This is a genomic window from Cognaticolwellia beringensis, from assembly GCF_002076895.1.
Lineage (GTDB): Bacteria > Pseudomonadota > Gammaproteobacteria > Enterobacterales > Alteromonadaceae > Cognaticolwellia > Cognaticolwellia beringensis.
Window position 1 is genome coordinate 1,211,700 of the sequence record NZ_CP020465.1, and the last position, 15,443, is coordinate 1,227,142.

Annotated in this window: 11 protein-coding genes; 4 read left to right on the forward strand and 7 right to left on the reverse strand. The window is 39.2% G+C overall.

What is annotated here, in order from left to right:
- Positions 1-25: 25 nt before the first annotated feature.
- Together sbcB and B5D82_RS05140 are read right to left on the reverse strand one after the other, a co-directional pair.
- Positions 26-1,501 (reverse strand): exodeoxyribonuclease I, encoded by a 1,476-nt coding sequence (sbcB, locus tag B5D82_RS05135; protein WP_081149717.1) that lies wholly within the window; start codon positions 1,499-1,501, stop codon positions 26-28.
- A 132-nt stretch (positions 1,502-1,633) separates the two neighbouring features.
- On the reverse strand, positions 1,634-2,272 hold the full coding sequence (locus tag B5D82_RS05140) for an excalibur calcium-binding domain-containing protein (RefSeq protein ID WP_081149718.1): 639 nt from the start codon (positions 2,270-2,272) through the stop codon (positions 1,634-1,636).
- A 44-nt stretch (positions 2,273-2,316) separates the two neighbouring features.
- Between B5D82_RS05140 and B5D82_RS05145 the strand changes: the two genes are divergently transcribed.
- Complete coding sequence (locus B5D82_RS05145) at positions 2,317-2,505, forward strand: hypothetical protein (protein WP_081149720.1); 189 nt, start codon at positions 2,317-2,319, stop codon at positions 2,503-2,505.
- 31 nt (positions 2,506-2,536) lie between these two features.
- Here B5D82_RS05145 and B5D82_RS05150 read toward each other — a convergent pair whose 3' ends face one another.
- The 4 genes from B5D82_RS05150 to B5D82_RS05170 form a co-directional block, all read right to left on the reverse strand.
- On the reverse strand, positions 2,537-3,613 hold the full coding sequence (locus tag B5D82_RS05150; protein WP_081149722.1) for a polysaccharide lyase family 7 protein: 1,077 nt from the start codon (positions 3,611-3,613) through the stop codon (positions 2,537-2,539).
- Positions 3,614-3,772: 159 nt separating this feature from the next.
- The gene (locus B5D82_RS05155; RefSeq protein WP_081149723.1) at positions 3,773-6,028 is read right to left on the reverse strand and encodes a VCBS domain-containing protein; all 2,256 of its coding nucleotides are present in this window, start codon (positions 6,026-6,028) and stop codon (positions 3,773-3,775) included.
- Between the two features lie 246 nt (positions 6,029-6,274).
- Entirely contained in the window at positions 6,275-6,805 is a 531-nt protein-coding gene (locus B5D82_RS05165) for a hypothetical protein (protein ID WP_081149727.1), read from the reverse strand.
- Positions 6,806-6,828: 23 nt separating this feature from the next.
- Positions 6,829-8,223 (reverse strand): polysaccharide lyase family 7 protein, encoded by a 1,395-nt coding sequence (locus tag B5D82_RS05170; RefSeq protein WP_081149728.1) that lies wholly within the window; start codon positions 8,221-8,223, stop codon positions 6,829-6,831.
- Between the two features lie 496 nt (positions 8,224-8,719).
- Here B5D82_RS05170 and B5D82_RS05175 point away from each other — a divergent pair, with 496 nt between their 5' ends.
- Complete coding sequence (locus B5D82_RS05175) at positions 8,720-11,815, forward strand: TonB-dependent receptor (protein WP_081149730.1); 3,096 nt, start codon at positions 8,720-8,722, stop codon at positions 11,813-11,815.
- Positions 11,816-11,961: 146 nt separating this feature from the next.
- On the forward strand, positions 11,962-12,840 hold the full coding sequence (locus B5D82_RS05180) for an NAD(P)-dependent oxidoreductase (RefSeq protein ID WP_081149732.1): 879 nt from the start codon (positions 11,962-11,964) through the stop codon (positions 12,838-12,840).
- Between the two features lie 128 nt (positions 12,841-12,968).
- Here the strand turns inward: B5D82_RS05180 and B5D82_RS05185 are convergent, their stop codons facing one another.
- Positions 12,969-13,271: a hypothetical protein gene (locus B5D82_RS05185; RefSeq protein WP_081149733.1), complete on the reverse strand. Its 303-nt coding sequence runs from the start codon at positions 13,269-13,271 to the stop codon at positions 12,969-12,971.
- 225 nt (positions 13,272-13,496) lie between these two features.
- Between B5D82_RS05185 and B5D82_RS05190 the strand changes: the two genes are divergently transcribed.
- Positions 13,497-15,401 carry a class I SAM-dependent methyltransferase gene (locus B5D82_RS05190; RefSeq protein ID WP_081149735.1) on the forward strand — a complete coding sequence of 635 codons (1,905 nt, stop codon included), beginning with the start codon at positions 13,497-13,499 and terminating at the stop codon, positions 15,399-15,401.
- Positions 15,402-15,443: the final 42 nt, after the last annotated feature.

A 15,443-nucleotide genomic window follows, 5' to 3' on the forward strand; every position in this document is an offset into this window, starting at 1 on the left:
TTAATGTAAATAAGTCGGCATTATGTTAATTTTGCACATACTCATATAATGCTTTAAGTACCGACATTTTACTTTGATTTTGTTCATGTTGGTGCGCTAAGTCTTCAATTTTTATCATAAACTCATCAACACTCAATAACCCTTTTTTACCATGCTGAAGACGATTTTGACAATGCGCTTGCCACTTTTGTTGTTCGCTATCATTTAAGGTATAAGGAAAATTACGCGCTCGATAACTAAATAACAGCGTGTTTAATCTCTCATCTTGAAACTGAAAAGGATGCGTACCTAATTGCTCTGGCGCTAGTTGATGCAATATATCCATTTGCGCTTTATCGCTATGCGAGAAGAACTTGCCACCATAAAGTGCAAACTCAGCTTCTACAGGTTCATCACCAAAGTCACTTTCAGCAAAAACATCGGTTAATTTATCTCTAAGCTCAGTATATTGCTTAAGCCTTTTTAAGTTCTCAAGGCAAAGCTCGCGAGGAATAGCCAAACGTTCAGCATTTTCAGGTAACAGTGTTTTTGCTGGCGCGACTATAGGGCATTTATTTAAGTGTATTAACTTAATCGGGATCGGTAATTCGCCTTCGTCTAATTCATCAAAACGGGTATATAAACGCGCTTTAATCTCTTCACTCGAAAGCTCAAATAACGGCGTAGGATCTCGCGCTAAATCGACTGCAATAACGGCATTTTTATTAATCGGATGATAACAAACTGGCGCAAACCAACTTGTGCAGCCATGAACAGAAGACACTTTGCTAGAGGTATGCACAACGGGCGTCATGTTATAAACATCAATTAACTCAGCTACTTGCTTCTTATTTTTCAAATTAAAAATAAAGTCGTATAACTTTGGCTGTTTTTCTTTAATCAGTTTTGCCATCGCAATAGTGGCATAAACATCACTCATGGCGTCATGCGCCGCTTCATGACTAATACCATTAGCTTCTGTCAGCAGTTCTAAACGAAAACTCACCACTTGTTCACCATCGCGCTCAACCGTTGGCCATTCAATACCTTCAGGGCGCAGAGCATAGCAAGCACGCACCATATCAATAATATCCCAACGACTATTACCATTTTGCCATTCGCGCGCATAAGGGTCGTAAAAGTTACGATAAAGTAAATAACGGGTCACTTCATCGTCAAATCGAATACTGTTATAACCTGCAACACAAGTATCAGGCTGAGAAAATAAACCATGAATACGATCAGCAAACTCAGCTTCAGTTAAACCCTCGCGTAAGGCTTTTTGCGGCGTAATACCGGTCACTAAACAGGCTTCTGGTTGTGGTAAATAATCTTGCGGTGGCTGACAATAAAACATCTCCGGCTCACCAATAATGTTTAAATCAAGATCGGTGCGAATGCCAGCAAACTGGGAAGGTTTATCAAATTTTGGTGAAATGCCCCAGGTTTCATAATCGTGCCAGAGAATAGTCGCTTGATGTTCAGTGTTTTGAGCAGAAGAGTTAGGTTTCATTTTATCCATGTAAAACAACTTGTAGTTTTATTTTAAATATAGCTAAAGATTTCAAGCTATTGGTAAGCTAGAAGGTCAAGCTACTTTATTGCTCTGACTTTAGCACAGGCAAGGGATAAAATCCTACAAAAAGGGCGGTTGTTAAAAGCGGTTAAATTGCCTTTCGCACGGGATACCGTCTCTGTCACCATCCATTTTAGTATTGGGGCAATTTTGAAGAAAATACTTCGCCTCATCATAAGATGACATTTGACTACAGTGCTGTCGTCCATCACAAGAAAAACTAGGTTTAGGTTTTGTTACTTGCCGTGGTGGAATAGTTTCTGTTATTGGTGCTTTATATTGCTGTTGTGGCATAGTTTCTTTTATTGGTGCTGTATATTGCCCTGCTGGAATGGCTTCTGTTACTGGAGCTTTATATTGCTGTGTTGGTACCTGCTGGGTTTTTATGTTTAAACGTTGATATGCAAAAGTAGATATCCCTATTACTGCAAATAATAAGAAAATTTTGCTTTTTGACTTAGGTGAGGTTTTATAAACGCGGTGACTTTTTTGTTTTAAGGCTGTAGTTGCAACACCTTCAATACGGCAGTTAACGGCTCTACTTTTGCCATTTGATTGTTGTTCTACCTCAAAGTAAATGTAGTCACCAACCTTAGGCTTTCTACTCATATTATTTAAGCTAGAAATGTGGATAAAGGTGTCTTGTTTTAACTCTGGAGACTCAATAAAGCCAAAACCTTTATTATCAATCCAGTTTTTTAATTGCCCTTTGTGCATCACAGCTCCTTTGTTGATGTCAGCGTAAAAAGTGTTTTAATTCTATGGCAATATTACTTAATAACAAAGCATCACTTGGCATTATATTATTATTTATTCGAGCGATAAAACACAAAAAGGCATTATCAATTGTTGATAATGCCTTTGTTAATATGCACTCTAGTGCTGAAATACAGATATTATTTTTACTTAAACTTGATATCGATACAGTAATAAATCCTATCAATATTTAAAGCGCTAATATCGGTTTATGTTCAGCAAACTTTATTTTTTTTCGCTTTCATGGCTCAACTTAAGCTTTGAAAAACTTACGCTGGTATAATCTCCGTTTGCTTTATCTGTTGGCCAATCTCCCGTGCCAGAACAACCGGCATACCAAATGCCGTCAGCGTCTAATGTTGAACATTGGTTATAAGCGCCGGCTTTGAAATAAAGCCAATCGCCGGCATAGCCAGCAGAGTTATCTTTTTCGTCAACTTTACCGTAAGCGTCGACATTGTTTGAAAGGTCAATGTTATAAACGACCGTTTTTTTATCTTTTTGGGTAAATGTTAAATGCATTACACTGCCAATAACATTTATCGTATAACTAAATTCTTCACCTAATGCGATACCAGAACTTTTAGGATCGTCTGGGTTTTCCCAGGTGTTTCCCCAAATTGGGTAAGCTATGTCAGTTCTATCTGGGTTATCTTTTTCGAGGTTACGCTCATAAGTCCAAAAAACTGAGCCAGTGTCGTGGTTTGGCCATTTTTTGTAATAAATTTTTATCGGTTCATTACCCCAGCCAAAACCATTTCCTTCGGCAATAACTTCTTTGTCTTTTCCTGCATGAATTTGCCCAACTACCACAGAATAAGCGGGTTTTTTCGGATGTTTAGCGTTTTTAGCAACATGGTTTACTTTTAAACTTGCGTCTAATCGACCACCTATTTGATCAAAGTAAGCGGCATCTGAATGCGCAGCAATCGCAAAATTGTTACTGTAAGATTTAGTACCAATTGACGTGTCTAGTCCACGGATCATTTGTCTTAATTCGCTACGCGTATTCGATGATGCTTGTGTTGTTACGGCTTTATTTGGCGAGGTAAAGACCATATCGCCATTTGTATCGATATAGAAAAAGTCAGAATGCTGATAGTTTTGTAATGCCTTAGTGTCGATATCGTCGGCCTTACCATTGTTATCACGATCTAACGGAATGGTAATTTTCCAATGAGTCAGATCAAATTTTCCTGCAGGAGCATCAGATGTGCTCGCACAACCTGTCATTAATAATGCAAGTGAAATAGTAGATAGTGAAATAGTAGATAGTGAAATAGTAGATAAAGCTTTAAACATAAAGCGCTCCTGAATATGAGATTTTAGCGTTCTAAAAGGTATGTTATTAGTATTAGCTGTTATTATTTTAGAGCTATAAGCCCTTAATAAACATTAATTGTTAGAGAAAAAAATAGCGCTATTGAAAGCGCTATTTTTATTGAGCATTTGCCATTAATGTTATTTTGCTTTTTTAGCTACAACCGCTTCAGCCGTACTAGAGTTATAAGGTGATGAAGCATTATCCGTATCGAGTGAATCTCCTTCAGCATAAGCTTCAAAGTCATCCTCATATTGCACTGTAGTACCCGCTTTATCTGAGTAGAGCTTGAAGTCATCAACAAAATAACCCGGGACACCAGTTTCAGAGCCATTATCACCTAATTTAAAGATAACCGTTTCAACGCCCACTGCGACATCACTTAATGATGCAGAAACTGAGTCAAATGGTGCCGTAGTCACACTCGTGCCATCAATAGTCAGGGTTAATAGCGGTGGAACTGTGTCTGAAGCACTCGTAGCATCCCACGTTATTTCGACATCTGTCCACTTATCTTCGGTAAATGGAATGGTAACGGCAACATCATTATTGTCGCGAATAACGTAACCATCACTTTGAATGCGTAAATCGATCAGCGCATTACTGGTGCTAGTTGAAGTACCATACAATCCAATATAAGCATCTTTTGCAATACCCGCTTCTTTTAGGAATGATACGGTTAATTTACCTGCAGCAATAATATCACTTGAAGACAACTTATAACGCAATTCACCCGCGTCATCAGTCATGTTGTCGGTAATTTTTGCCGTCAGGTTATCAGGGTTTACAGTGCCAGAGCCTGAAGCGCTAAGCTGCTTCACAAAAGCTTCTGCAGTACTCGAATTATAAGGAGAGGCTGCGTTATCAGTATCGAGTGAATCACCGTCTGCATAACCTTCAAAGTCATCTTCAAATTGAATTGTAGTGCCATCAATGTCGGCATAAAGTTTGAAGTCATCAACGTAATAAGCGGCGTCGCCTGAAACTGAGCCATTATCACCTAATTTAAATATAACCGTCTCAACACCTACAGCGACATCACTCAATGATGAAGAAACTGAAGCAAATGGTGCTGTAGTCACACTCGTGCCGTCAATAGTCAGGGTTAATAGTGGCGCAACCGTATCTGAAGCACTCGTAGCATCCCAAGTCATTTCAACTGTTGTCCACTTATCTGCGGTAAACGGAATAGTTACGTCAACATCATTATTGTCGCGAATAACATAACCATCAGTTTGAATACGTAAATCGATCATCGCATTACTAGTGCTAGTTGAAGTACCATACAAACCAATGTAAGCGTCTTTTGCAATAGCGGCTTCTTTTAAGAAAGAGACCGTTAATTTGCCTGCTTTAATAATATCGCTCGAAGACAACTTATAACGTAATTCACCCGCGTCATCAGTCATGTTATCGGTAATTTTGGCCGCTTTGGTCGCGGCGAAAACTTTGGCACCTGTAATGGTATAAACTATTTCAGCTACCGTACCATCAGTAGAATTAATGGTAACGGTATCTGTAACAATATCATTCTCATTCGCTAATGAAGCTACCGTTGAGTTTTGCGTATCAAGCGTATATGTCCATTCACCTGTTGCCAAAATAGAGAACATGCCGAATGTTGTTGTTATATCGGTTTGAGCTTCAGCCATATTTTCATTAACGTCATCATCGCTCACAACAACTGTGCCAGTAATAGCACCGTTTACGTCGTTAGCCACTGTTGCCATTAAGTTACCTGAAAATGTGGCGGGTGTATTTGCAGAAGCAGAGGAAATAGCAGCGGTGGCTTCAGAAGTAAGCGATTCGTTATAACCATCTAGATCAAAATAAGTTGCCGTAACAACCACTGTTTTACCTACTTCATTATCGGTTAATGCTAAGGTTGATTCAGTTGCGCCGTCAATGACAACGCTATCGGCAAGCCAGCTATAAACTACGCTTTGTGGAGCAAAGTCATTGTCATCTAGTAAAGTCGACGTGAGTAACTTTCCAGACTCTAAAGTGCCGGTAATATCAATGGTACCAGCAAAGTTAATTAACACATCAGCCGTTGAGTTAGAGGTGATTTTTTCACTGTAATCATCGTTATCGGTATAAGAAACGCTAACCTTGATATTTGCGCCTGTATGTTCTGCAGTTAACATTAAAGAGCTTGATGTTGCACTTGCAATAGCAACGTCGTCTGCCATCCAAGTGTAAGAAACAGCTGATTCATCTAAGCCATTACCATCTGTTAACGTCGTTGTTAGTGTTTCACCAACTTTTGCTTCCCCTACAAGTGCAAGTTGACCAAATGAATTCCCATTTTTATCCGGTAATGTATCTGTTTTACAACCAACCATTGCTAAAGCAATGGTTGATATAGCAATCGTTTTATTCATTAACTTTTTCATTATTATAATCCCACTATTTTTTTGGTAAAAACATTCGCTGCTATTTGGTTTGTTATTTATACTAATTTGTATAGCCACTTTGTCAACCAATATATTTTTATTGATGACATATTCATCAGTTTTTTAGCGATAAGTAGCCAAAAAAACTGTAAAATTTTATTATTAAAAATTTTATTATTAAAAATTTTATTATTAAAAATTTTATTATTAAAAATTTTAATATTAAAAATTTTATTATTAAAAACTTTATAAAGCCTTTAGTTGTATTGAATCCATGCTTTCTCTTGCTAGGTCTAGCCACTTGTTTTTATATTTTTTATCGGTTGTAGTGAATGATATAAGTGTTAACTTTCCGTCAACCGGAAGGGTATAAGTGAGGTTGTACTGGTATTTACCAATCGATTTAATTTCGTACTCAAATACGGCAACTTTAGTGCCTAGGCGGCTATATACCTTGTCTTTTTTCCATCGCGCTTTGTCATTAGCTTTACGCAACATACCGGATAAAGACTTATGAATTTTATTCATGCTTTTCTTCTCTGCCGGTGTTGAATATTGCGTAAAAGTAAAGCTTACACTTTGATCTTTATCGCTAAATGCATAGGCTGGAGGGTTTTTCTGTTCTCCATAGCGTTTGTTTAAATCCGACGCAGATAACGCTCTGAATTCAGTTGACAGCTCAATAACTAAATTCTCATTGAAAAAATGTTGAGTGTTTGTTTCTGCTGCTAAGCTAGTAAAACTGAGCAAAAAAAGTAAAAAATAGAATTTTTTCATCGTTAACCTCTTATCTTATTGTTTTAGTATGGATAGCCGCTGTGACTATTATCGATTTGGTAGAATGTCGCCTGGACATAATCATGCGCATCACCTGAATTATTTTGGTTATATACCCCGGCTTTAAAATACATATATTGGCTACCCACATCATATCCGCTTTGTGTCATGTCAACGGTTTGCTCAAATTCACTACCATCGGCTTTTGTAATCGTCACAGTCAGCGCGTGGCCTACAACCGTTATTGAATAACTAAACTTCTCATTCAAAGCAATACCGTTTGTGGGGTTATCTGCGCTATTAGACCGACTGCCGATAATCTCGTAATAAGTATCATCGCCACCAAGTTCTTCATGGGCAATGTAAATAGCACCGTTTGAATTGTTAGGTAATTTTCGATAATAAAGTCGTACCGGCTCATCGTCATTAGCATGAATTTGGCCAATAATAACGCGGCCTATTTGGTAGTCTTCGCCTGTGGTGGTAACGCTATTGACCGCTAGTTCAGCAGTAAGCTCGCCGTCGATACCTCCGGCATTGTTTAGGTCTATTTGTGGCGCAGTAGAAAACACCCAGTTATTTTTATTAACGCCTTGAGTGCTGTGACTTGTGTTTCCTCTGCGTAACATTTCACGCAACTCTGAACGCACGTAGTTAGTATTGGTAGAGGTTTTATAGCCAGTAACCGAAGTGCTAAATATTAAGCCACCATCTTTTGATAAACTGAAAAAACGCGGATCAAAATAACCATCGGCAAGATCATCTTCCTTAATGCTGTCAGACTTGCCGTTATTGTCTTCATCGGTTGGCACACTTAAATACCAGTCAATTAATTCGATGTTATGACTGACATCGCTTTCGCAGCCTAGGGCTTCAATTTCTAAGAGTTTACTTGGCTCAGAAACCTCATTGCCTAATAGCTCTATCTTTAAATATTTTGCTGTTGCTGTGCTTATTTCGTCTAAGCGAATTACATCAGGTATAAGCGTATTTTTTTCACTTTGGTCTTTGCTATTCAGTAATTGCCAGTTTTCTTGGTCTTTAGAGGCATAAACATTGTAAAGATGTGCGTAGTTTAAATTCTGCCAAGTAATAACCATTTGCTTTATTAGCGCAGGCTCTGCAAGCGTTATGACTAGATTACTGTTGGTTTCAGTGGCCTGCCAACTCGACACATTGGTTTTGTTTTTATCAAAAAGGGTCGGTAGGTTACCTTCTTCAGAATCGCTATTAATCATCGAAATTTGCAGCGGATAACTCACATTACAGCTAATGTCATCTATGTAAGCAGGCGTGGCAGTTTGAACGTCAGCTGGCTTTGGCGCCTCTTGTGGTGTGGTGTTACTTGACGTACTGCCACCACAGCCAGCTAAGCCAAATAGAGTCATAAAGGTTAAAAGTGATTTTTGTATTTGCATAGTTATCCTAACTGCTTACTTAAATTGAATACGTCATTGCCGCTATCAAATTTTGGTTTCTTTTATTTGAGTTTTTATATTTGTTTTTTTGTCAGGTCTTTAATCAGATAAAGCTTGTGCTTAAGGCAAAAAAAACTTCATTTTAATGCTCTGTTAAGGTTTTTTACACTACGTAATACACCTTGGTCAACCAAAATATTATTTTGGTAAATGTCTTTTAGTGTGTTTGAGTGGCTTTAAATATTTTTAATTATTGCGATTATAATTATGTCTGATGCAGGTACTTTGGCTTAGCTGTTGTTGAAAAATAACAGCTGAATACTAGATAATAAACGTATAAATAAAAATATAATTGGTTAATGTTTGTTTTGCCATTGGTAATATAGGTTTGTCTGTTTTTTAATGTTTTGTGTTGCCAAATTGGTTGACAATATCGTTTTATATTGTTTGAATAAACAACAACGAAAATAAAAACTATAATGAATCGGGAATATAAATGGCTACTTTCAATAAGTTAAATAAAATTAGCTGCGTTGTGCGCAAGCAGGCCAGCTACCCTAAACAATTTCTTTGTGCATCAACGCTATTAACTTTACTTGCATTTCCTGCTGTAGCGGCGGAAGAAGAAAGTGAAAAAAAAGTAGACGCTGAAATTGAAGTAATTGAAGTTAGTGGTGGCTTAAGGCGAACGATGACGCGTTCACTGAATGAGAAAAAGAACAGTACGGCAATTGTTGATGCGGTAGCCGCAGCAGACTTTGGCGATTTACCTGGTTTGTCATTATCAGACGTTATCGAAAATATTTCCGGTGCCTCTGGTCACCGTTTAAAAGGTAGTCAAAACGAAATCTCTATCCGTGGTTTGGGTTCATATTGGGGTTACTCAACCTTTAATGGCAGAACCATTACCAATGCCGGCCCAGGTCGTGCAGTAAACTTCAAAAAATTTCCCTCTGAACTTGTCGACAAAGTGGTTATTTATAAATCACAACAAGCTGACCTAGTTGAAGGGGGTACGTCAGGCACTATCGACGTTAATTCTTTACGCGCTGTTGACTATGGTGAGGCGCAAACTACCGTTCAAGCAACGGGTGTTTATAACGACTATTACAGCGACGTTGATGGTGACACTTCGCCTTGGGGTAAAAAGTTTGTTATCTCAACGGTTCAACAATGGGAAACAGAAGATTTAGGCGATATGGGTTTTACCCTAGGCCTTAACCATTCAGACTCTGCAAACCCAGAAGAAAACTTTGGCGGCAGTTCACAAATGGCAGTATGTGCACTGCGCGCTGCTGATGGTTCAAACTTAATTGGTGGCAGTAATTGTGCCACGGGTCAACAAGGTGTTAGCTCAGGTCGCGTGGGTCGCGAGCCAGAATTAGGCATAGACACTGACTTAGCCGACTTTGATCAAAGCAGTATTTTTTATGTACCCAATGACGCCTACTGGCGAACAGGTGAAGATGAAGATGTTCGTACCGGCGCAGTATTTACTTTTCAATGGATACCTCGTGATGATTTAGAAATTAATATAGATTACGAATATTCAGATTTAGAATACACTGAAAAACGTATGGAGCTAGCGCTAGATTCAAGACGAGATGATTTAGCCGACCATATTATTGCAGACGATCACACCTTGCTTTATGCAACAGGTGAAGCACGTCCAACATTGCAAGGTGAAGACCGTAACCAAGTTGATGAATATCGTGGTGGTGGTATAGAAATAGAATATTCACCTACTGAAGATTTAACCCTCGCACTCGACTTGTCTTACTCTGAATCATATCGCTACCGTTTACGCCAACGTACTAAATTTCGTTCAACAGAGCGTTATAACTATGCATTAGATTTTCGTGGACGTAATGTACCTACATTAACTTGGTTAGACGATAATCGCTTAGGTCCTGACGATTCAGGATTTGTTGGTTCAGACGTGTTTGACGCAAGTGATATGGGTAATTTTGTTAACGATGACCATGCTTATGTAGAATATCGTCGTGCCCACGAAGAACGTAACGATGACATATTCGCCATTAACCTTGACGGTGAATATCAATTAGACAATGAATATTTTTCAAGCGTCAAAGTGGGCGTACGTTATTCAAAAGAGCACCTGCTTGACTATGTAACTAATGACGTATCATTAGTGCTTGCCGATGGCACACAAAGATACGGGTCAAGTGACAACGAAGATAATAACTGGGACGGCTTAAACCCAGATGCTAACTCAGCGTTAATTAATGGCATTATTGACAACTGTCAAAATGGTCATTCAAACAACATTCAATTTACTGAAGAACCTGGCAGTGGTGGCGACGCAACACGTTATGCTACTTACGATCATAAATGTTTTATTGGTCAAGTATTGGGGCAATTACCCGGCGCAACTAGTACCGACTATTATGACATAGGTGAGCGTGAAGATGGCCGTGATGGTGCTGACCGTGATGTTACCGAAACCATTACCGCAGGTTACGTAATGGCGAACTTTGATGCCGAAATTGGTGGGATCCCTGTTTACGGTAATGTTGGTGTTCGCGTTGTAACAACCAAAACTGAATCTGAAGGTTGGGGTGACAAAGTCTATATTACTACTGACGAAGAAACCGATACCTATGCCGCTGAAATTAACCCAACAGGTGACATTGAACGCGTAACTTTAGCATCAGAATATACCGAAGTATTACCTAGCTTAAACTTAACATTCCACGTTACTGATGAGTTTTATGTACGTACTGCAGCTTATCGTTCAATGTCTCGTTTTCAATTAAATGCCATGTCAGCAGGTGTTAGTTACGAAACCTGTGAAGATGAAGACGACACCATTTGTGACGCAGCAACCAATAACGATTATTCAGAAGTTATTCGTGGCGGTGAAGCCAATGGTAACCACTTAGACCCATACACAGCGTTAAACTACGACCTATCTTTTGAATATTATCCGTCAGAAGATGCCGCGGTAACCTTAGCGCTTTATCATAAGTCGTTCACTGGTGGTTACGAAACAAATACAGAACAACGTGACATTATTGTTAACCTTGATGGCGTTGATACAACGTACACAGGTGTTAGTCATTTAGTGAAACAAACCTCTACTGACGAATCTGTCATTAAAGGTGTTGAAATAACAGCGCAAAAACATTTTGTTGAATTACCTGCACCGTTTAACGGATTAGGGGCTAAGGTTGCGTGGAACTACGCAAGTTCAGACTTTGTTACCGAAGAGCCTGCCAGTGCGGGTATTGTTCCAGATGCAAACTTATTTGGCTTCTCTAAAAATGTCGCGTCAGCGTCAGTTTACTGGGAAGGTGACAACACCACAGTTCGCTTAATGTGGAAGTATCGTTCTAAATATTTACAACCTAACAGCCTGCCATTTCCAGACCGTTCACACCGATATGTGCAAGACGCTGTCTATATGGACATGTCTGCAAAATACAAAATCAACTCAAATGTTAGTGTTTTCGTCAAAGGGCTTAATTTAACTAATGAGCCACAACTTATGACCCGAGGCAACGATACCACCATCGCCGATTACTCTCGCTCAGGTACAAAATGGGAGTTTGGTGTAAAAGCTAAATTTTAACCGCTGGTTTATCAATATGTTTAAGTGCAGTTTGCGCTGCTCTTAAACAAAACGTCATCAGTGTAGTTGAATTATCACCATGGATATTGTTTAGGCACATGGCGGTAATTCACCGTTAAACCTTAGCGATTTATTAGGAGAACATCATGACAAAACCAACCATTGGTTTTATCGGGCTAGGCCTTATGGGCGCTAACATGGTAGAAAACCTGCAAAATAGAGGCTACCAAGTTACTGTTTTAGACCAAAAGAAAGCATCAGTTTCAGTTTGTGTTGCGCGCGGTGCTAACGTAGCCGCCACACCAAAAGAATTAGCGGCAGCAAGCGATATAGTTATGCTTTGTCTTACCACATCAGCCGTGGTTGAAAGTTTAGTTTATGGCGAAACAGGCATTTTAGCGGGGATTAAAGCCGGCGCAGTATTAGTCGACTTTGGTACTTCAATTCCAGCATCAACTAAAAAAATTGGTGCTGACTTAGCTGCCAAAGGCGCAGGTATGATCGACGCACCACTTGGCCGAACACCAGCACACGCCAAAGATGGTTTATTAAACATTATGGCGGCAGGTGAGCAAGCAACCTTTGAAAAAGTTAAACCGGTATTGCAACACCAAGGCGAAAATGTATTTTACTTAGGCGCGCTAGGTGCAGGGCACACAACGAAACTTATTAATAACTTTATGGGCATGACCACCGTTTGCGCTATGTCACAGGCGTTTGCTGTGGCTGATTTAGCGGGTGTTGACCGCCAACAACTATTCGACATTATGTCAGCAGGACCGTCGAATTCACCGTTTATGCAATTTTGTAAAAACTACGCCGTTGACGGTGTAAGTGACCTTGGCTTTTCTATCGCTAACGCGAATAAAGACTTAGGATATTTTGTAAAAATGTTGGAAGAATTAGGCACAGAATCAAGAATTGCTGAAGGCGCTTCTACTAACTTACAAGCCGCAGTAGACGCTGGCTTGGGTGACGGTAACGTACCTGAAATTTTCGATTACTTTCGTCAACTCGAAAAATAGCATAATCAAATAACGATATTTTAAGGCTTTTTCTTACACGGAGTTGTTAAAGTCTTAATCCTGTCCACTTCAAATAGCAAATAACGAATAACAAAAGTTTAATATAAAAAGCAGTGACAACAACGTTACTAACTTTTACAACGCTCATAAGCTGGAATATTAATAAAGTCATCATCGCCTCGCGCAATAGCCGCTTTTAAACTAGCTTTTCTACCACGGCGCTCGCTAATACTTTCACCAAATACATCAAAGTGCGCTTGCTCCATCACAGCAACAGCCTCTTCATGTGATATAACACCCAATGCTTTACCGGCATGCATAAAGCCCTCAGTTCTACACTTTTGTTTTTCATCTTTTTTGTGTTGGCTTGCAAGCTCAAAAACCTGCACTAATTGTTGATAACAGCTCTGTAAGTATTCTTGTTTGTTCATTGTTTAGAATCGTCATTTCATAAAATGGCTTACACATTAACATTACTAAACTGATAAATGTGAAGTAAGTTAATTACTTAACTTTAAATGCTCGTTGACAATTAATTACATTTCAATCAACCTTTGTGTTACATAATGTATTGTTGATATTGACATCTAGCATGGTATTAATATCTCAAAGTTATTATTTTGAGTAAATGGACGTAGTGCAATTAGGATGATGCAGTGACACCTCAGTATTATAATGAAAATGCAGAAGAGCTTGCCAAACAATACCTTTCAAAGTCATTTGAAGAGGTTCATCAAAGTTGGTCGCAATTTCTGCCAGCCATCATTGAAAACCCTAATGCACGTATTCTTGACTTAGGCGCTGGCGCAGGTCGCGATGCAAAGCATATAGCCGAACTAGCCGAAAAACAGCATAAAACCGATAACAATATTCAAGTTTATGCGGTTGAACCCGCAACTGAGCTTGCCAATTTAGGCGCTGAAGTCACCAAAGACTTAAAAGTAAAATGGCTCAACGATGCTTTACCATCTTTAAGCGTTATCACTAAACAAGAAGTTAGTTTTGACTTAATCTTGTTAAGTGCAGTTTGGATGCATATTCCTCAAAGTGATCGCGCTCGCGCAATTCGTAAACTTGCCAATCTATTAAAACCCGGCGGTAAATTAGTTATATCACTTCGCCACGGCCAAACTGAAGAAGACTTTAAACAGCGTAAAATGCATATCGTGTGCACTGATGAATTAAAGCAGTTAGCGACTGATGTTGGTCTATTTACCAAGTTAGAAACACAAAAAGAAGCAGACAAACTCGGAAGAAGCCACGTTTCTTGGCAAACCCTTGTGTTGCAAATGCCAGACGATGGCACAGGTGCATTTCCATTTATTCGCCATGTTGCAATTAATGATGGTAAAGCAGCCACTCATAAACTGGCTTTGTTACGAGTATTACTAAGAATTGCCGATGGACACCCAGGTGCTGTTTTGCGAAGAGAGTCATCACCCTTTGGTGATCGCGTTATTTTACCTGCGGGTTTAGTCGCACTTTATTGGTGTCACCAATACAAAGACTTAATCGATACGCATCAGTTATTTCAATCACCTAATAAAAGTCCAAACATGGGTTTTATGAAGCCTAATGGTTGGCACAAGTTAACGCACCGTAGTGCTTCAGATTATCGCATCGGTAATTTATTCACCGGTGAAGATGCCATAGCACTTCATAAAACCATTTCAGCGGCAGTCAGTAATATTAAAACCATGCCTTGTCGTTATATTACCTTTCCTAATCAAGAGGCTAATAGCAGTGCAAAGGTATTTGACGTTGCCAGTAAAACCGTTAAAGCCAAAGACAGTATCTTCCTAGATTTGCAAACGCTTGAGCAATGGGGCGAGTTCTCATTACCTGAATCAACATGGTTAGCGTTTAATCGTTATGCATGCTGGATTGAACCCGTACTGGTAAGTGAGTGGGTTAAAACCATGGCGAGTTATTCGGGCAACAGCCAATATTCATCGCCTGAAAAGCAGTTTCATTTATACCAAGCACTGAATTGGTTAGAGCCAAAACGAACAACAACCGAAGTACGAAATCGCTTTGAACAGCTTAAGCAACAGTTACCGAAAAGTGAGCAAATTCAGTGTGTGTGGTCAGCAAAGTCGTTACAACAAAAATACGATATTGATCACAGCATGCCATTTGCTCGTTGGCCAAATAACGATTTATGGAATTTGTTGCCGACTGATAGCCAAATTAATAACCAAAAAAGTGACCGATTGCCGACAGAGCACAAGTTAAAAACAGCTAAAGCAAGAATTCAACAATGGTGGCAAACTGCTTGGTTGAACGATGATATTAGCTCAGCTAGCGCAGAAGAAATAAATAATAAGCATGAAGTAAATGAAGCGCCAATAGGCTACTTGATCAGCAATAAGCTTTTTACACCGCCAAAAACGCTAGAGCAAACATCAAGCGTCACAGCAGAAAGTAAGCGTTTTTTTGCTGAAGCGAATATTGCATTGCCAGGATTAAATTCAGATAACACTTCAATAGATGACTTGTTTGAAGCTCTGGTAATGCAACGCGGGCGATTGAAAGAAATGCAGCAATTGAGAGAGTGGTGATTACTTAAATTAAACGGATAAGTTGATTACTTATTGGTATTG